The organism is Pseudomonas sp. CFBP 8770 (assembly GCF_014841705.1).
Lineage (GTDB): Bacteria > Pseudomonadota > Gammaproteobacteria > Pseudomonadales > Pseudomonadaceae > Aquipseudomonas.
On sequence record NZ_JACYUL010000001.1, the window covers coordinates 102814 to 120577 of the forward strand.

Annotated in this window: 14 protein-coding genes and 1 pseudogene; 3 read left to right on the forward strand and 12 right to left on the reverse strand. The window is 64.9% G+C overall.

The features are described from left to right. Positions 1-201: 201 nt before the first annotated feature. The 9 genes and pseudogenes from IFT98_RS00435 to IFT98_RS00475 all read right to left on the reverse strand — a co-directional run bounded on the left by IFT98_RS00435 (position 202) and on the right by IFT98_RS00475 (position 10321). On the reverse strand, positions 202-1821 hold the full coding sequence (locus IFT98_RS00435) for a dipeptide ABC transporter ATP-binding protein (RefSeq protein ID WP_192049857.1): 1620 nt from the start codon (positions 1819-1821) through the stop codon (positions 202-204). Beyond that, a complete protein-coding gene (locus IFT98_RS00440; RefSeq protein WP_192049855.1) occupies positions 1818-2783 on the reverse strand; it encodes an ABC transporter permease in 966 nt (321 codons plus the stop codon). The genes IFT98_RS00435 and IFT98_RS00440 overlap by 4 nt, the downstream gene beginning before the upstream one ends. Positions 2784-2803: 20 nt before the next feature. Then, on the reverse strand, positions 2804-3763 hold the full coding sequence (locus IFT98_RS00445; protein ID WP_192049853.1) for an ABC transporter permease: 960 nt from the start codon (positions 3761-3763) through the stop codon (positions 2804-2806). Next, on the reverse strand, positions 3760-5412 hold the full coding sequence (locus IFT98_RS00450) for an ABC transporter substrate-binding protein (protein WP_192049851.1): 1653 nt from the start codon (positions 5410-5412) through the stop codon (positions 3760-3762). Before IFT98_RS00450 ends, IFT98_RS00445 begins: the two co-directional genes overlap by 4 nt. Positions 5413-5574: 162 nt before the next feature. Then, on the reverse strand, positions 5575-6366 hold the full coding sequence (locus IFT98_RS00455; protein WP_192049849.1) for an ABC transporter ATP-binding protein: 792 nt from the start codon (positions 6364-6366) through the stop codon (positions 5575-5577). A gap of 4 nt (positions 6367-6370) precedes the next feature. After that, positions 6371-7144, reverse strand: a pseudogene (locus IFT98_RS00460) (ABC transporter permease); the annotation flags it as partial. A gap of 64 nt (positions 7145-7208) precedes the next feature. Next, complete coding sequence (locus IFT98_RS00465; RefSeq protein ID WP_192049845.1) at positions 7209-8003, reverse strand: class II aldolase/adducin family protein; 795 nt, start codon at positions 8001-8003, stop codon at positions 7209-7211. 114 nt (positions 8004-8117) lie between these two features. Continuing rightward, on the reverse strand, positions 8118-9701 hold the full coding sequence (locus IFT98_RS00470; protein WP_192049843.1) for a rhodanese-related sulfurtransferase: 1584 nt from the start codon (positions 9699-9701) through the stop codon (positions 8118-8120). Then, positions 9698-10321: a cysteine dioxygenase family protein gene (locus tag IFT98_RS00475; protein ID WP_192049841.1), complete on the reverse strand. Its 624-nt coding sequence runs from the start codon at positions 10319-10321 to the stop codon at positions 9698-9700. Before IFT98_RS00475 ends, IFT98_RS00470 begins: the two co-directional genes overlap by 4 nt. Positions 10322-10415: 94 nt before the next feature. Here IFT98_RS00475 and IFT98_RS00480 point away from each other — a divergent pair, with 94 nt between their 5' ends. From IFT98_RS00480 to mntP, 3 genes are all read left to right on the forward strand, one after another. Further along, positions 10416-11309, forward strand: a complete 894-nt coding sequence (locus IFT98_RS00480; protein WP_192049838.1) for a LysR family transcriptional regulator — start codon at positions 10416-10418, stop codon at positions 11307-11309. A gap of 159 nt (positions 11310-11468) precedes the next feature. Continuing rightward, positions 11469-12593: an acyl-CoA dehydrogenase family protein gene (locus IFT98_RS00485; RefSeq protein ID WP_192049836.1), complete on the forward strand. Its 1125-nt coding sequence runs from the start codon at positions 11469-11471 to the stop codon at positions 12591-12593. Positions 12594-12819: 226 nt separating this feature from the next. After that, positions 12820-13386 (forward strand): manganese efflux pump MntP, encoded by a 567-nt coding sequence (gene mntP, locus IFT98_RS00490; RefSeq protein WP_192049834.1) that lies wholly within the window; start codon positions 12820-12822, stop codon positions 13384-13386. A 96-nt stretch (positions 13387-13482) separates the two neighbouring features. On the opposite strand, the gene IFT98_RS00495 is transcribed toward mntP, so the two are convergent. The 3 genes from IFT98_RS00495 to IFT98_RS00505 form a co-directional block, all read right to left on the reverse strand. Further along, entirely contained in the window at positions 13483-14448 is a 966-nt protein-coding gene (locus IFT98_RS00495) for an aliphatic sulfonate ABC transporter substrate-binding protein (protein ID WP_192049832.1), read from the reverse strand. Positions 14449-14633: 185 nt separating this feature from the next. After that, positions 14634-15044, reverse strand: a complete 411-nt coding sequence (locus IFT98_RS00500; protein WP_122797265.1) for a PA2817 family protein — start codon at positions 15042-15044, stop codon at positions 14634-14636. 72 nt (positions 15045-15116) lie between these two features. Then, positions 15117-17564, reverse strand: a complete 2448-nt coding sequence (locus IFT98_RS00505; protein ID WP_192049830.1) for an acyl-CoA dehydrogenase — start codon at positions 17562-17564, stop codon at positions 15117-15119. Positions 17565-17764 lie beyond the last annotated feature (200 nt).

Here is a 17764-nt window from a genome sequence, read left to right on the forward strand (position 1 = left end):
TGAAATGACATTTAGTTCTATGTTAATTATTCTTTTTATGAATTCTTAGGTCCGGGCAATATGCGTAGCGAGCATATTTTTCCTAGACCTGTCTTGTGGGAGCGGTCCGTGGCCGCGAAGGGGCGCTGTGGTGGTTCAGGCCTACCGCAGTGGTTTCTTCGCGGCCGATGACCGCTCCTACGTGGAGCGGGATGGCGTGGCTCAGGCCAGGGCACGCTGGCGCTTGCCGGGGACGGCGTCGAGCAGCGCCTGGGTGTAGACATTCCCCGGATGGTTGAACACCTGCGCAGTGGCGCCTTGGTCGACGATGCGGCCCTGGCGCATCACCAGCACGTCATCGGCGACGTTGGCGATCACTGCCAGGTCATGGGAGACGATGACGTAGGCGATGTCCAGCTCGCGTTGCAGCTCGTCGAGCAGATCGAGGATCTGCCGCTGCACCGAGACGTCCAGCGCCGACACCGGCTCGTCCAGCAGCAGAAGATCAGGCTGCAGCGCCAGGGCCCGGGCGATGGCCACCCGCTGGCGCTGGCCGCCGGACAGCTCCCTGGGCAAGCGGTCGAGGAAGTGGGCCGGCAGATGCACTCGTTCGATCAATTCACGCGCAGCCCGATCGAGCTCCGCCCCTCGGGCCAGGCCGAACGAGACCAGGGGTTCGACGATGCTGTCGAAGATCGACAGGCGCGGGTCCAGCGCTGCGAACGGGTTCTGCTGCACCAGTTGCATACGCCGACGCAACGGTCGGAATTGTCGCCAGCCGAAATCGGTCACGTCCTGCTCGGCAAACTCGATGCGGCCGCTGTCGGCCTTCTCCAGCCCCAAGGCAATGCGCAAAGCCGTACTCTTGCCCGAGCCTGATTCGCCGACGATGCCCAGGGTCTGCCCGGCGCAGACCTTGAAGCTGACATCGGCCAGCGCCTGGAAGCTGTCGGCCTGGCCACGGACGCGTGGCAGCCGGTAATGCTTGTTCACCGCAGTCAACGCCAGCAGCGGCGGTTGCCCTGGCGCAGCCGCAGTACGCGGTGCGCGGGGCTCGGCGAAGGCCGGCGCGGCGGCGATCAAGGCGCGGGTATAAGGCTGCGTCGGGCTGGCCAGCACCTGCTGCGGCGTGCCGTGCTCGACCAGCGTCCCGGACTTCATCACCAGCACCCGGTCGGCGCGGTCGGCGGCAACACCCAGATCATGGGTAATGATCAGCAACGAGATGCCACGCTCGCGCACCAGCCCCTCGAGATGATCGAGAATCCGCTGCTGCACGGTCACATCCAGCGCACTGGTCGGCTCATCGGCGATGATCAGTCGCGGGTTGCCAGCCAGTGCAATGGCGATCAGCACGCGTTGACGCATGCCGCCGGAAAGCTCGTGAGGGTACTGCCGGGCGCGCAGCGTCGGGTTGTCCAGGCCGACCTGGGCGAGCAGCTCGCCGACATCGTTGTCCACCCCCCGGTAGCGCCCACCTCTGGCCAGCACCAGTGCCTCGGCGATCTGCCCGCCGATGCGTTGGGTGGGGTTGAGGCTGACCATCGGGTCTTGCGGTACCAGACCGATGGTGCGGCCGCGCAGTTGGCGCTTGGCACGCTCACTGGCCTGGCTCAGGTCCTGACCGGCCACAAGCAGCCGACCGGCGGTCAGCACGGCGCTGTCGGGCAGCAAGCCGAGGATAGCGTTGGCCACAGTGGTTTTGCCCGAGCCTGATTCTCCAACGATGGCCAGGGTCTCGCCCTGGGCCAGGCTGAACGATACATCCGTCACCGCCTGGGTCTGTTGCGCACCCTGGCGGTAGGCGATGCCCAGGTTGTGGACTTCAATGAGCGCGTTCATCGCTTGATCTCTTCAAGGGTGCGGGCCAAGTGATTGAGGCTGAACACCACGGCAACGACAAAGGCGCCGGGCAACAACGCCACCCACGGCGCTGTGATCAGAAAATGCCGGCCGGTGGCGATCAACGTGCCCCATTCCGGCGCCGGTGGCGCGGCGCCGAAACCCAGGAAACTGAGGCCTGCGGTGGCCAGGATGGCGGCGCCGAAGTCCAGGGTGGCGAGCACGGCGACCGGCCCCCAGGCGTTGGGCAGGATGTGCCGCCGCAACGTCTGCAACCAGCTCGCGCCGCCCAAACGGGCGGCTTCCACGTAGGGCAAGGTCTTCACGCGCAGCACCTCGGCGCGGGTGGTGCGGGCAAAACCGGGAATGATCCCCACACCCACGGCGAGGGCTACCGGCAAGGTGCCGAAGCCGATGGCGGTGACGATGGCCAGGGCCAGCAGCAAGCCGGGCAGGGCCAGCAGCACGTCGATGATGCGCATGATCAGCGCATCCACGCGGCCCCCGGCGAACCCCGACAGCACGCCCAGGCTCAAGCCACCAAGCAAGGCCAGGCCAACCGCCAGCAGTGCTGCCTGAATCGACAGACTGGCGCCGTGGATCACGCGGGTATACAGGTCGCGGCCCAGCTCGTCGGTGCCGAACCAATGGGTGGCGTTGGGCGCGGTGAGCTTAACCAGCGGCGCCGTGGCATTGGGGTCGAACCCGCTCAGCACGCCCGGTGCCAGCGCAGCCAGCAAGGCGAACGCGACTACCAGTGCGGCCAGCATGAAGCCGGGACGGCGCAACAGGGGGCGTGAAGCGCTGAGCAGGCGTGACCAGCGATTGCGCCGTCGCCATGGCGTCGCGGTCGCGGCTGGCAATGGCGCGGATGGCGCGGTTGGCGTGGTAGCCGGTATGCGTTGTAGCGACGGCGAGCCGAACCGACGGTCGAGGTTGCGCACGGCGTTGGATGAAGGCATGAGCGGAATCCTTTGCAGGCCTAGGCCGCACTGGGCGCACGGGGCGCGTGGGTGATACGGGGGTCGAGCATCGGGTAGAGCAGGTCTACCAGCAGGTTCACCACCACGAAAGCGGCCGCCGAGATAGCGACGATTGCCAGCACCACTGGAATGTCCTGGCGCAGTACGGCTTCCTGCGCCAGGCGCCCGACACCGTTGCGGCTGAAGATGGTCTCCACCAGCACCGCACCCGACACGGTGTTGCCGACCTGCAGGCCGAACAGCGTGAGAATCGGCAGTGCCGCGTTCTTCAGGCCGTGGCGGTACTGCACCTGGGCGCGGCTCAGCCCCTTGGCGTAGGCCGTGGTGATGTAGGGCTCGCGCCACACGTGCTGAAATCCGCGTTGCAGCACCTGGGCATACACCGCGGCGCTTGGGATCGCCAGGGTGATGGCCGGCAGCACCAGGCTGTCCAGGCCCTGACTGCCGGTGGCGGGGAACCAGCCAAGGCCGAAGGCGAACACCTGGATCAGCAGCAGGCCCAGCCAGAACACCGGCACCGAGAACCCCAGCGACGGCAGGCGCGCCATGGCCGATTGCAGGGGTTGCCAGCGCACGTAGGCGGTCAGGTAGGCCAGGCCGATGCCGCCGATCAACGACAGCATGATGGCGGTGCCCGCCAGGGTCAGGGTCTGTGGCAGGCGCTCGGCCAGCAGCGCAGTCACCGGGCGGTTGAGCGACAGCGACTGGCCGAAATCACCGTGCAGGGCCTGCCAGAGCAGATGAACGTACTGCTCGAACAGCCCGCGATCCAGCCCGTAGTAGGCGCGGGCCTTGGCCAGGTCCGCCGGTGACAGCGCATCGACTTCCAGGCCCGAGGCACTGAGCATGATCGACAGCGTGTCGCCGGGCAGCAGGTAGAGGATGAAGTAGGTGATGGTATAGGCGCCCCACAGCACCAGCAGCGCCTGGCCGACACGCCCCAGCAGGTAACGGTTCATGGCGTGCCGACCTCGATGTCACCGAGGAAGGCGAAGCCCTCTGCAGTCCAGTGGAAGTTCTTCACCCGAGCCGCCGTGGCCGCCTGCCAGACACGCTCGTAGATCGGGATGGCCGAGGCCTCGTCTACCAGCAGGTCCTGCAGGTCGCCGTACGCCTTGGCGCGTTGCTCGGCTTGAGTGGCAGTGATGCCAGCGTCGAACAGCGTGGTGGCCCGGTTCAGGGTCGCCGGTTCGTAGGTATTGGTGGCCAGGGTCGAGCTGTTGGCGCTGCGCGGATCGAGAATGGTCTGCAGAATGATCGGATCGGCGCGGGTCATGTAGGTGGACGTCAGGTCGTAGTTGCCCTGGGCATTGGCGGCGGTCCATTCGGCGCGGGTCACGACGTTGAGTTTCAGGTCGATACCGACCTTGCGCAGTTGATCCTGCACCAGCACATCGCCGGCCGTTTCACTGCCGTTGATGTTGTAGGCCAGGCTCAGGCGCTTGCCGTCCTTGTGTCGATAGCCATCGGCAGCCGGTGCCCAGCCTGCCTCGTCCAGCAGGCGTGCGGCGCCGATAGCGTCGTAGCCAAGCTTGGCGCCCTGGGCCTTGAAGTACGGAGTGGTGCTGTCGTACACACCGTTGACCACGGGGAAATCGGCGTTGTACACGGTGCTGGCGTAGCTCTTGCGGTCGATGGCCTTGAGCAGTGCCTGGCGCACTTTCCTGTCGGCCAGGACACGGCCGTTGCGGGTGTTGGGGTAGAGGTTCAGCGCCGGGCCGGGCAAGGCGCGGCTCTGAATGGTAGCGCCCTTGCTCTGGTACAGCTGGAGGTCGACTTCCGCGAACGGGTTGCGCGGCCACAGCACATCGACCTTGCCCTGCAGGAACAATCCGTTGCGTACGCTTTCCTCGGCGATGTAGCTGATTTCGACGGCATCCAGATGGGCGTCGGCCTTGTTCTTCATGTTCGCCGACGCCCAGTGGTAGCCCGGTCGACGGGTCAGTCGGGCGCCGCTCTCCGGCGTGTAGTGATCGAGCACGAACGGCCCGGTGCCGATGATCTGGCCGAGCGAGCGCTGCTTGGCCGTCAACTGGTAGGAGGCCGGCGCGAGAATCGCCAGGTTGGTGGTGGAGGTGGCCTGCAAGAAACCAGCGTTGGGTCGCGACAGCACCAGTTTGACGGTGAAGTCGTCGAGCACTTCGGCATGGTCGTAGCCCGCCAGGTAGGTCGCACCGAAGGTTGCCGGCAGCTCCTTGGCGAATGCCTTGTCGCTGTCGAAGGCGGCCTTCACGGCGTGGGCGTCGAAGCGCTCGCCATTGCTGAAGGTGACGTCGTCACGCAGCTGGAAGGTGTAGCTCAGGGCGTCGTCGCTGATGTCCCAGCTCTTGGCCAACCAGGGAATGATCTTGCCACTGTCCGGGTCCTGGTCGGTCAGGGATTCGGCGACGTTGCGCAGCAGCACGCGGTGTTCCAGCCAATAAACCTGGAACGGGTCGACGCTGACCAAGGTGGTGTTGTCGCCGAAGAAGGCGATCTTCAAAGTCTTGTCGGCCTGCTCGGGGGCCGAGGGCGAGCAGCCCGCAAGTGTTGCGAGCAGTATGCCGAGCGCCAGCAGGCGGGGGCGTTGGGGTGGGTTCGAAGCCGATAGGTGGGTTGGGTGGGGCATGGGTGATTGTCCTTTTAGTGCTGTGATCGGCTTGGGTTTGGGGTGGGGGCCTTCGCGGGCAGAGCCCCGCTCCCACAGAGGTGGGTGGTGCCTGTGGGAACGGGGCGGGCGGCGAGTTCTCTGTGGGAGCGAGGCTCTGCCCGCGAATGGCCCCACCTCGGATCAGGTCGCGAGTGCTCGCGGTCTGCTCGTCAGCGGCAAGGATCCATCGGCCACCTGAGGCGGGCCGGCTTCCACGCCCAGCAGTCCCAGCAGGCGTCGGCGAATGGCGTTGAAGGCCGGGGTGCCTTTCTCCCGAGGGCGATCCAGGCCGATCGGCAGCGCTTCGGCAATCCGCCCCTGCTTGAGCACGATGATGCGATCGGCCAGCAGGATCGCTTCCTCGACATCGTGGGTGACCAGCAGCACCGCAGGCCCGTGGGCACGCCACAGGTCGATGATCAGCTGATGCATGCGAATGCGGGTAAGGGCATCGAGGGCCGCGAAGGGTTCGTCGAGCAACAGCAGGCGAGGCTCGCGCACCAGGCTGCGGGCCAATGCCACGCGCTGGGCTTCACCGCCGGACAAGGTGGCGGGAAAGGCATCGAGCCGATGCGCCAAACCCACCTCGGTCAACGCCTTGACCGCACGCTCGCGGGCCTGGGGGTCGCGCACGCCGAGGGTCACGTTCTTCCACACGCGCTTCCACGGCATCAGCCGCGGTTCCTGGAACACCGCCGAGCGTGCCGCGGGCACCAGCAGGCGGCCGCCCTCGATCGGGTCAAGCCCGGCCAGCGAGCGCAGCAGGGTGGTCTTGCCCGAGCCGCTGGCGCCCAGCAGGGCAACGAACTCGCCGGGCGCGATGTCCAGGTCCAGGCCGTCGATCACACGATTGGCGCCGAACTGGCGCACCACGTTCTGCAGGCTGACGGCGGGTTGAGGGTGCAATGGGCGGGTCAGGGTGTGTGCGGTCATGGGATCAGCTCTTCACGAAGGAGGGGCGCCAGGCCAGGGCATAGTGCTCCAGGGCGCGGATGATGCCGTCGATCACCAGCCCCAGCAGGCTGTACACCAGCAGGCAGATGACGATGATGTCGGTGCGCATGAAGTCGCGTGCGTCGCTGGCCAGGAAGCCGATGCCGGAGGTGGCGTTGATCTGCTCGACGAACACCAGCGCCAGCCAGGAAATCGCCAGCGAATAACGCAGGCCGACGAAGAACGACGGCAGCGCGCCGGGCAATATCACGTGCCACACCAGTTCGCGACGGTTCAGCCCCAGGGTGTTGCCGGCTTCGATCAGCTTGGGGTCGATGCTGCGGATGCCGGCGAACAGGTTCAGGTACACAGGAAAGGTGGTGCCCATGACGATCAGCGCGACCTTGGTGAATTCGCCGATGCCGAACCACAGAATGAACAGTGGCACCAGCGCCAGCGACGGTACGGTGCGCAGCATCTGCATGGGCGAATCGAGCAGCACTTCGCCACGTCGCGACAACCCGGTGAACAAAGCGGCGACGGTGCCGATCACCACCCCGATGGCCAGTCCCGACACCGCCCGCTGCAGGGAGATCAGCAGGTGCATGGGCAGTTCGCCGCTGACCGTCAGGGCCCAGAAGGTCACGGCAATGCTCGACGGCGCGGCGATGATGCGCGGTGGAATCAGCCCGGTCCGGGAAGCCAGTTCCCACAGCACCAGGATCGCCAGCGGGCTCAGCAGCCTGAGCACGAAGCCTGGCACGCGTACGCCGCGGCGGGGTGCGCTGGGGGTGACTTCGAGCATGTGGATGGGCGCTCTGGCGATCGGCCCGGAGGCGATTTCAGGTGGCATAGTCTTGGCCCTCGCGGTCCAGTTGACGGATCAAGGCGTCCCAGTGCAGTTGGATCTTGGGGTTGTCGCCGCTGGCTGCACTGGCGGACTGCTGGTGCACCTTGTCGATGGCCGCCTGCGGTGCCAGCAGCAGCTCGGCATTGCCGCCGGCCTGGGCGGCGATCTGGATGTTGCAGGCGCGCTCCAGCCCATGCAGTTCGCGGAAGGCGTGCTCGACACTGACGCCTCCGGTCAACAGGCCGTGGTTGCGCAGGATGAGGATGTTGCTGTTGCCCAGGTTGCGGACCAGGCGCGTCTGTTCGTCCAGATCCAGCGCGATGCCTTCATAACCGTGGTAGGCCACGCGGCTGTAGTAGAGCAGCGCGTGCTGGGACAGCGGCAGCAAGCCGTTGCGCTGGGCCGACACTGCCGCACCATCGCGGGTATGGGTGTGCAGCACCGCTTTGAGGTCGGGACGTGCGCGGTGGATGGCGCTGTGGATCACGTAGCCTGCGTGGTTGATGCCCAGACCCAGCGGATCGTCGATCAGCTCACCGTCGATATCCACCTTGACCAGATTGGACGCGGTGATTTCATCGAATAGCAGGCCGAAGGCGTTGATCAGGAAGTGTTCCTGATCGCCCGGCACGCGGGCCGAGAAATGCGTGTAGATATGATCGGTCCAGCGCAACTGCGCGGCGATGCGATAGGCAGCCGCAAGCTTGACGCGCACCTCCCATTCCTGCGGCGTGACACGCTGGCGCAGCGTGGGCGTGGAATCGTGCAGAACGGACAACGAAGTCATCGGGTCTCTCCTGAAAAACGTGCAGACCGGCGGCGACGGCACATGAGTGCGATCGCCGCTCGGTCCGGTTTCATCAGGTCCCGAGCAGCCAGTGATTTAAGGGGTACGGCGGTGTCAGATCACCTTGAAGCCGTGGGTGCCATCGTTGGCCAGCTGTTCGACCAGACCGAACTCCCAATCCAGATAGCCTTGCATGGCCTGGCGAGGGTTGTCGGTGCCCTCGTAGGGCCGCCGGTAGCGATCGCTGCGAGGCACGGCCAGGTGGCGCTCGCCTGTTGCCACCGGCAGGCCTTGCTCCACCCAGGCGGCGTTGCCACCTTCGAGAAGAAATACCGGCTTGCCGGTCAATGCCTGCAGATCGGCCACGGCGAAGCGCGCCAGCAGCCCGCTGCCGCAGGTCACCACGTAGCGTTCGGCCACGGGCACGTTCTTCAGGGCCTGGGACAACTGCGCGCGCAGGGCCCAGTGGGCACCGGCAATGTGGCGCTGCACATGGTTGGCGCTGCTGGTGAAATCGAATACCTGGGTGTCACCCGCGGCTTGCCACTGGGCAAGTGTTGCCGGGCTGACCGTCTCGGCATCGGGCAGGGTCGGCAGCGGCGCCTGCCAGGCGCCGATGGCCGTGAAATCGCTGGATTGCACATCGTCCAGCACGTAGACGTCCCAGCCCATCTGGGCCAGCCACGAGGCGCTCATGTTGGCGCGCACGCCGTCGTCGTCCACCAGCACCAGCCGTGCACCGCGCACGCTGGCGAAATGATCGGTCTCCTGCACCAGCTGACCGCCCGGTGTGGAGCGCGCCGCGGGCAGGTGCCCGGCCGCGTATTCTTCCGGGGTGCGCACGTCGAACACATAGGTGGTGCGGCCCTGTTCGGCCTGCCAACTGGCCAGCACTGCAAGCGTCGCGCGTTGCACGCCGGCCCTGTCTGCCACGACGCGTGCCCACTGCGCCGCTGCCGCACGGGTGTGCTCGGCGACCTCGCCGAAGCGACGCTGTTGACCGTGCTCCAGTGTCTGACCTGCCAGTGTCCAGCCGATGGTGCCGTTGCGCAGTGCCGACACCGGGTTGGGAATGCCCGCATTGACCAGCGACTGCGTGCCGATGATGCTGCGGGTGCGACCGGCGCAGTTGACGATCACCCGGGTCTGCGGATCGGGCGCCAGTTCGCGGATGCGCAGCACCAGTTCGGCGCCCGGCACACTGATGCCGCCTGGAATGCTCATGGTCTGGTATTCGTCGAAACGGCGGGCGTCGACCACCACCACATCGGCCCGGCTATCGAGCAGTGCCTGCACTTGCTCGGCGGCCAGTGAAGGCGTATGTCGCAGGCTTTCGACCAGCTCGCCGAAGGCCTTGCTCGGCACGTTGACGTCGCGAAACAGCTCGCCGCCCGCATCGCGCCAGCCGGCAAGCCCACCTTGCAGCAGCGCCACGTCGGTATAGCCGAGCGCTTGCAAGCGTTGCGCGGCCACGGCAGCGAGGCCTTCGCCGTCGTCATAGACGGTGACGGCCGTATCGCGGCGCGGTACCCGCGCGTAGATGTCCAGTTCCAGCCGGGACAGCGGGATGTTGGCGGCGAACAGTGGGTGAGCCTCGGCGAAAGGCGCCTCTTCGCGTACATCGATCAATGCCACTTCCTGGCCGTCCAGCAGTGCCTGGCGCAAGGTGGAGTAGGGGCGTACGGCAATCTGGCTCATGCGGGTGAACTCTCTTTTGGCTGGCGCTCTTTGGACACGTCCCAGAAGTTGGGAATGCCGGCATTGGAATAACCGGAAATGAAGGGCTTTGCTTCGCCGCTTTCGCTGTACACGGCGCGCGCTACGGCGCCGATATTGGCGCCGTAGACATGAATGCTGATGGATACACGGTCGTCGAAGGCATTGCTCACCTGATGGATGTCGCCGATGCTGGGCGATACCGCTTCGACCTGGCCGGGCCCCAGGCGGATCGGCGCGCCGTCTGGCAACAGGCGACCATCGCTGGCACGGCTGAAGGCCTGAGAATATTCGGCACCGCGCAACATGCCGATCAGTCCCCAGACGCGATGATCATGGATCGGTGTGCTCTGCCCAGGGCCCCAGATGAAGCTCACCACGGAAAAGCGCTGGCGGGCGTCGGCGTGCAGCAGGAATTGCTGGTAGCGTTGCGGATCGGGCTGGGCAGCGATGGCCGGCAGCCAGTCGTCGTGGCTGACCAGCCGCTGCAGCAACACCGCGCCCTGTTCCAGCACCGCAGGCTCGCTCGAGTCGCGATCTAGCAGCTCGGCCAGGTCGCCGACGAACTGGCGAAAGCGGTCATAGCGCAGTGGATGAGTCATTTCAGTAGCCCTCGAACAGATTCGTTATTACCCTAGCAAAGGGATTAAGCTTCCCGAAATTCAATTTGTTTATAAGCTAATATGCGAAAAGCGAATGAAGATAGATGACATCCAAGCGTTCCTGGCAGTGGTGCGCCTGCAGTCACTGAGCGTGGCCGCCGAATCCCTGCAGCTGACCCAGTCCGCCGTGACCCGGCGGCTGCAAAGTCTTGAAGAATCGCTCGGCGCGATTCTGCTCGACCGGCACACCAAGCCGATGAAACCCACCGCTATCGGCTTGCGCGTGTACGAACGCTGCCAGGGCGTGATGCGCGAGGTCGATTCGCTGCATGAGCTGGTGGCCGAAGACGCCGCGCCCTCCGGCACCCTGCGCTTGGGCGTACCGCAGACGGTCGGCGACGCCGTGCTGCTCGATGCCCTGCACGCCCTGAAACAGCGCTTCGTCGATTTGCACGTGCAGGTCGCCCACGGCTGGGGTGGACAGCTGGTCCAGCGTATCCAGCACCGTGAGCTGGACGCGGCGGCAGCGTTGTTTCCGGCAGGCAAGGTGTTCCCCGACGGCGTGGTGGGCCACTCGCTCGCACGCATGCCGCTGCTGGTGGTCGGGGCCAAGGGCCTGGATTTCGGCAAACGCTGCAGGCTGGCCGACTGCCAAAGCGAGGGTTGGGTGCTCAATCCCGATGGCTGCGGCTTTCGCGCTGGCCTCTCGCACGCCTTGGCCGAGCAAGGCCTGAGCCTGAAACTCAATCTGGAGACTTTCGGCACCGACCTGCAACTGGGGCTGGCGGCCAGCGGCATGGGCCTGGGTCTGGTCCCGGCACCGCTGTTGCAGCACAGCCGCCATCGCGACGAACTGCAGGTTCTGCAGGTGTCGGATTTCAAACCCATGGTCGATCTGTGGCTGGTGCATGCGGCTTTCGTCGGCAACCTGCAAGGCGCGATTCGCTTGTTCGGGGAAACCGTGGCGCGCGGCATGAATACGGACTGATAGCGCGAGATATGTGCGATATTCGCATATTAGGATATGCCTAAAATGAGCTTTACTCATGTAATGGGGGTTAGGTAGATTGGCCCAATTCAATGTGCCGTGCGGTGAGTCGTGCCGTCGGCGGCCTGCCGTTATCGAACCGCCCGACGGAGTTTTCCCATGACCCCACTCGACCCCATCGCCCTGGCCGCGCTTACCGAGCGAATGGCGCTGCACGCCGAGCGCTACGACCGCAGTGGCGAGTTTCCCCAAGACAACATCGACCACCTGCACAGCCTCGGCCTGCTCGCGCTGAGCGTGCCTACGGCCTATGGTGGCGGCGGGGCCGACCTGGCAACAGCGCAGAAAGTGGTGGCCGCAGTCGCCAAGGGCGAGCCGGCCACGGCGCTGATTCTGGTCATGCAGTACCTGCAGCAAGCCCGCCTGCACCAGAGCGAGCGTTGGCCTCAGGGGTGGAAACAGCGTCTGGCGCTGGACGCCGTGGAAAGCGGGGCGCTGATCAATTCGCTGCGGGTCGAGCCCGAACTGGGCACGCCGGCCCGCGGCGGCCTGCCCAATACCGTGGCGCGACGTACCGCCGAGGGCTGGCGACTGGGCGGCCGCAAGATCTATTCCACCGGCAGCCACGGCCTGACCTGGCTGCTGGTGTGGGCGCGCAGCGACGATGACGATCCGTTGGTGGGTTCCTGGCTGGTGCATCGAGACACCCCCGGAATCACCATCGAAGACACCTGGGACCACCTGGGGATGCGTGCCACGTGCAGCCACGACGTGGTCTTCGAAGACGTGCTGGTACCGTTCGAGCAAGCTGTCAGCGTGAATCCGGCCAGCACGCCACAGCCGGAACTGGACAGCGAAGGCCTGTTGTGGATGGCGGTGCTGATGTCCAGTGTCTACGACGGTGTCGCCCAAGCCGCGCGGGATTCGTTCATCGATTGGCTGCAGCACCGTGTGCCGGCCAATCTCGGTGCTCCCCTGGCGACGCTGCCGCGCTTCCAGGAGCGGGTCGGCGAGATCGACAGCCTGCTGCTGGCCAACCAGGCCCTGTTGCAATCGGCTGCCGAAGGTCGCCTGCCGCCCGAGCGCTGGCCCGCCATCAAGTACCTGGTGTGCAATCAGGCCATCCGCGCCGTAACCCTGGCCATCGAAGCCGGCGGCAACCCGGCACTGGACCGTCGCAACGCGCTGGAACGGCACTACCGCAACGTGCTCTGTGCGCGCATTCACACGCCTCAGGATGACAGCGCACTGGTCGCAATAGGCCGTCAGGCGCTGTCGCTCTGACACCCATTGACGGGCTCACGAAATTTTCATGCGCCGCTGCTTACAGTGGCGTCCCTTGTTGGGGAGTAGCCTGCTCTGGATCTCGGTTCAGCGCGTTCGTGTCAACATTCTCGGCTGCCTGCCGTGGCACGAACACCTTGTGGTTGGTGAGACCAACGATGCATCCATGCCTGAAGCCGGGCGTGTGGTCGCGTCGTTGACTCATAGCCCGGCTGGATGTTCGACCGTGAATCCCATTTCCATCATTTTCGTCGCGTTGGCCATGTCCACCGACGCCTTCGCAGCCGCCATCGGCAAGGGCGCTACCCTTCACAAGCCGCGATTCGCCGAGGCACTTCGTACCGGTGTCATCTTTGGCGCGATAGAAACCATTACCCCGTTGATAGGGTGGTTCATAGGTCAGGCGGCTACACAGTACGTCCAGGACTTCGACCACTGGATCGCCTTCGTGCTGTTGGTGGGACTTGGGCTGCACATGATCTACAACGGCGTCAAAGATGAAGCCCCGGAAGAACACAAGCCGCAACAGCATTCCTTTGCCATCCTGGCCGTCACGGCCTTTGCCACCAGCATCGATGCCCTGGCGGTTGGCGTAGGCCTGGCGTTCGTCGACGTGAATATCTGGATCGCAGCCGCCGCCATCGGCGTGGCGACCACGGTCATGGTCACGATCGGCGTGATGCTGGGTCGTGCACTGGGCGTGGTGGTCGGCAAGCGCGCGGAAATCGTCGGCGGCATCGTGTTGATGCTGGTCGGTGCGGTGATTCTCTACGAGCATCTGTCTGCGGCGTAATCGGGGCAGTCAACTGCTCCTGAGCTGCGTTTTCCGGCCCGGTTGGCGGCGGCAGGTAAGGGGCCGCCGCACAGATCCTGGACGTTCGCCGATCGATTACTCGCTCGGCGCCCACACCTCCACGTTCACCGCATCGATCCGCTTGGGAATCAGCTTTTCGTCATGAAAAGCATCGGCGATCTTCTGCTGCTCGGCCAATCCTTCGCGGGTGACGGGCTGCACATCGTAGCTGCGGCGGGCGTTCGCCTGCTGCACCACTGCCGGGTCGAGATTGCCCCAGAGCGGACCTAGAATCGCGGCGGCGTCGGCCGGGTTCGCCTTGACCCATTTGCCAGTTTCGGCCAAGTCGTCGAACACCGTTTTCAGGATTGTTGGGTTGGCCTTCGCATAAGGCGTGCCTGCCAGGTAATAGCGCTTGTACGCCGCCAGGCCTTCGCTGCCCGCCAGTACGCGGGTGGGTTGGTGCTGCTGCGCGGCACTGAGGAACGGTTCCCACGCCACCCAGGCATCCACCTTCTGGTTTTCGAAGGCGGCGCGGCCGTCGGCGATGGTCAGGTAGGCCGGCTTGATGTCAGTGAACTTCAGATCACCCTTGCGCAAGGCCGCCAGCAGCAGGTAGTGAGCCCCTGCCGCCTTGGTGACTGCTACGGTATGGCCACGCAGGTCTGCCAGGGATTTGAGCGGCGAGTCCTGCCGAACCAGAATCGCCTGGGCCTGCGGCGAAGCCGATTCGGACGCGTAATAGGTGAGCTTGCCGCCGGCGGCTTGAGCGAACACCGGCACCGTGTCGGCAACGTCTGCCGACAGGTCGACGTTGCCGACGTTGAGCGCTTCGAGCAGCGGTTGGCCACTGGCGAACTCGTGCCAGCTGACGCGCACGCCTTTGTCTGCCAGTTGCTTCTCCAGCGTACCTTGCTGCTTGAGCAGCACCATCAGCGTCGAGGACTTCTGGTAACCGATGCGCAGCTGGGTTTCGGCGTGGGCCGAAAAGCTGAAGGCAACGCCGAGCGCAACGCTGAGGCTGGCGGCAAGCAGGTGCCGCGGGGTGAAGAGGGTGGACATGGTTTCAAGTCTCGTCTCCGACGCATCCGCTGGGCGCGGTCGGCTCGAAGAGAACGGGGAAGGGCATGGCCGGTGTTCCGGTGGGGCGACTATAGAAGAGTGGCGGCGAAGGGGATAATGGCGTTTGGTTATCAGCTTATGCATACCGGCCTTCGCCGTCATTGCGACGGCGAAGTGACGCGCCATCAGTGGTGACTTTGTGGCCCCGACATCGCCATCAACTGCTTCTCCTGATTCCAGTCGAACGGTTCGTCGTTCTCCTCGGCTTCGAAACGGCGCTCTTCAAGCGCCTGGTACAGCGCGATCTCTTCGTCGGGCATGTAGTGCAGGCAGTCGCCGGCAAAGAACCACAGCAGGTCGCGCGGTACCAGGTGGGCGATCTGCGGGTAGCGGGTGATGACCTGGCACATGATGTCCTGACCCAGGTACTGGCTTTCTACCGGGTCGTTCGGCAGTTGCGCCCGCAGCTCATCGAAACGCTCCAGAAACAGCGCGTGGCTTTCCTCAGGGACCTGCTCCGCTTCGCCCAGAGCCACGAGGATGCTGCGCAGATGGTCGAGCAGGACAAGGTGGTGTTCGAGATGGTTAATGGCCATGGTGGGGTCCTCTTGAGCGAAACGGGCGCGGGAGTATAAAGCTCCGCGCGCCCGCTGTCTTTTCGCAGATCCTCAGCGGACCTTGTCCGCGGTGGGCAGCAGCTCTTCCTTGCTGAAGTCATCGACGTCGATCACCTTGCGTCGCGCCGCTTCAGCCTGTTGCAACGTCTGCGCCTCGGCGGGTTGCAAGACGCCAGCTTCCAGGGCTGCGTCGATCAGCGATTGCCCGGGCGTGGCGCTGAACTGGCGCGCCTTGTAGGCCTGTTGCAGCTTCTTGTGCAACGGCTGGCTGTCACGCAGCAGATCGAAGGCAACCTGCAGCGCACCGACCGGATCGTCCGCGCCCTGTGGGCGGTAGCAGCCAGCGAGCAGCTCTTCCAGCGCCGGGTCACCCTTGTGGCGACCCGTGATGGCGGCCACTTCGGCTTCCAGCTTGTCGCAAGGCCCGGTGTGTCGACGACCGAACGGGAACACTACGCCACGCAACAGATACCCGAGTGCCTTGCTGGGGAAGTTCTTCAGGATGCCATCCAGCGCGTGCTCGGCCTGGCCCAGGCTTTCTTCCATGGCCCAGCACAGCAGGGGCCGCAGGTGCTCGGGCGAGTTCTGGTCGTGATAGCGCTTGAGCGCGGCAGAACTCAGGTACAGGTAACTGAGCACATCGCCCAGACGCGCCGACAGCCGCTCGCGACGCTTCAGCTCGCCACCGAGCAGCATCATGCTCAAGTCCGCCAGCAGGGCAAAGGCGGCTGCCTGCCGGTTCAGGGCGCGGAAATAGCCTTGGGCAAGACGGTCGCCCGGCGCTTGTTCGAAGTGGCCCAGGCCCAGGTTCAAGACGAAGGTACTGGCCGCGTTACCGACAGCGAAGCCGATGTGCTTGAGCAGCAGCGCATCGAACTCCAGCAGTGCCTGAGCCTGGTCTTCGCGGCCAGCCAGGGCCATTTCCTTGAGCACGAACGGATGGCAGCGGATGGCACCTTGGCCGAAGATCATCAGGTTGCGCGACAGAATGTTCGCGCCCTCCACGGTGATGAAGATCGGTGCGCCTTGCCAGTTGCGACCCAGGTAGTTGTTGGGGCCCATGATGATGCCCTTGCCACCGTGGACATCCATGGCGTGGGTGATGCAATCGCGCCCGCGCTCGGTCAGGTGGTACTTGAGAATGGCCGAAAGCACCGAGGGTTTCTCCCCCAGGTCCACCGCATTGGCGGTCAGCATGCGGGCGCTGTCCATCAGCCAGGCGTTGCCACCAATCCTGGCCAGGGATTCCTGAATACCTTCGAAGGCCGCCAGCGGGACGTTGAACTGCTCGCGAATCTGCGCGTATTGGCCTGTGACCAGGCTGGTGTACTTGGCGGCACCGGTACCGACTGCCGGCAATGAGATCGAGCGACCCACCGACAGGCAATTCATCAGCATCATCCAGCCCTTGCCCAGCATCGGCTGGCCGCCGATGAGGTAGTCGAGGGGGATGAACACGTCCTTGCCCGAATTCGGCCCGTTCATGAACGCAGCGCCGAGTGGCAAGTGGCGACGACCGATTTCCACGCCCGGCGTGTCGGTTGGAATCAGCGCCAGGCTGATGCCCAGGTTTTCCTTGTCGCCCAGCAAGTGCTCGGGGTCGTGGGCCTTGAAAGCCAGACCAAGCAGGGTCGCGATCGGACCCAAGGTAATGTAGCGTTTTTCCCAGGTCAGGCGGATGCCGATGACTTCCTCACCTTGCCACTGGCCTTTGCAGATGACACCGACATCAGGCATCGCGCCGGCATCCGAGCCTGCCAGGGGGCCGGTCAAGGCGAAGCAGGGAATATCGTCGCCTCGTGCCAGGCGAGGCAGGTAGTGATTGCGCTGTTCGTCGGTGCCGTAATGCAGCAGCAGTTCAGCGGGGCCCAGGGAGTTCGGCACCATGACCGTGGACGCAAGGTCGCCGCTGCGGGTGGCCAGTTTCATGGCCACCTGGGAGTGGGCATAGGCGGAAAAACCCTTGCCGCCATATTCCTTGGGAATGATCAGGGCGAAGAAGCCATGCTCTTTTATGTGGGCCCAGGCGGCCGGCGGTAGGTCCATGTCCTGACCGATCTGCCAGTCGCTGACCATGGCGCAGAGCTGCTCGGTCGGGCCGTCAATGAACGCTTGCTCTTCTGCGCTCAATTGCACCTTTGGGTAGGCCAGCAACGTGTTCCAGTCGGGCCGGCCGCTGAACAACTCGCCGTCCCACCAGACCGTGCCGGCGTCGATGGCATCGCGCTCGGTGTCGGACATCGGCGGCAGGGTCTTCTTGAACCAGCGAAACAAGGGCGCGCTGAAATGCTTGCGGCGCAGCTCCGGCAGCAACAATGGCAGCGCGCTGGCAATCAGCAATAGCCAGAACAGCGTCAGCAACCAGCCGGGCGCGTGACTGGCTGCGCCCATGATCACTAGAAACACGGCGACGATACCCATGGCGGGCAGTGCGGCAATACGGCGATGAGCCAGCCAGGCGATGCCAACCACGAGGGCGACGATCCACAGCAACAACATAGTGTTTTCTCCGTGTAAGCCAGGCGAGACGAACCACTTGCAGTTACCGTCGACACGGGGCGGCGACGGGAAAACGGTGGCCAGGCACGTAAGCTTCGGTGTGGGACAGATCCGGGACTTGCCTGGATAGTGACCGTTGCAGGGTAGGGGAGTTCGCGGCGCCGAGGGCCAGAGGCAGTTGCCCGGAACGTTCGCCGGCC

Bases quoted from the DNA above. Each gene is read 5' to 3' on its own strand.
- IFT98_RS00435 (WP_192049857.1), bottom strand. From the start codon at position 1,821: ATGAACGCGCTCATTGAAGTCCACAACCTGGGCATCGCCTACCGCCAG.
- IFT98_RS00440 (WP_192049855.1), bottom strand. From the start codon at position 2,783: ATGCCTTCATCCAACGCCGTGCGCAACCTCGACCGTCGGTTCGGCTCG.
- IFT98_RS00445 (WP_192049853.1), bottom strand. From the start codon at position 3,763: ATGAACCGTTACCTGCTGGGGCGTGTCGGCCAGGCGCTGCTGGTGCTG.
- IFT98_RS00450 (WP_192049851.1), bottom strand. From the start codon at position 5,412: ATGCCCCACCCAACCCACCTATCGGCTTCGAACCCACCCCAACGCCCC.
- IFT98_RS00455 (WP_192049849.1), bottom strand. From the start codon at position 6,366: ATGACCGCACACACCCTGACCCGCCCATTGCACCCTCAACCCGCCGTC.
- IFT98_RS00465 (WP_192049845.1), bottom strand. From the start codon at position 8,003: ATGACTTCGTTGTCCGTTCTGCACGATTCCACGCCCACGCTGCGCCAG.
- IFT98_RS00470 (WP_192049843.1), bottom strand. From the start codon at position 9,701: ATGAGCCAGATTGCCGTACGCCCCTACTCCACCTTGCGCCAGGCACTG.
- IFT98_RS00475 (WP_192049841.1), bottom strand. From the start codon at position 10,321: ATGACTCATCCACTGCGCTATGACCGCTTTCGCCAGTTCGTCGGCGAC.
- IFT98_RS00480 (WP_192049838.1), top strand. From the start codon at position 10,416: ATGAAGATAGATGACATCCAAGCGTTCCTGGCAGTGGTGCGCCTGCAG.
- IFT98_RS00485 (WP_192049836.1), top strand. From the start codon at position 11,469: ATGACCCCACTCGACCCCATCGCCCTGGCCGCGCTTACCGAGCGAATG.
- IFT98_RS00495 (WP_192049832.1), bottom strand. From the start codon at position 14,448: ATGTCCACCCTCTTCACCCCGCGGCACCTGCTTGCCGCCAGCCTCAGC.
- IFT98_RS00500 (WP_122797265.1), bottom strand. From the start codon at position 15,044: ATGGCCATTAACCATCTCGAACACCACCTTGTCCTGCTCGACCATCTG.
- IFT98_RS00505 (WP_192049830.1), bottom strand. From the start codon at position 17,564: ATGTTGTTGCTGTGGATCGTCGCCCTCGTGGTTGGCATCGCCTGGCTG.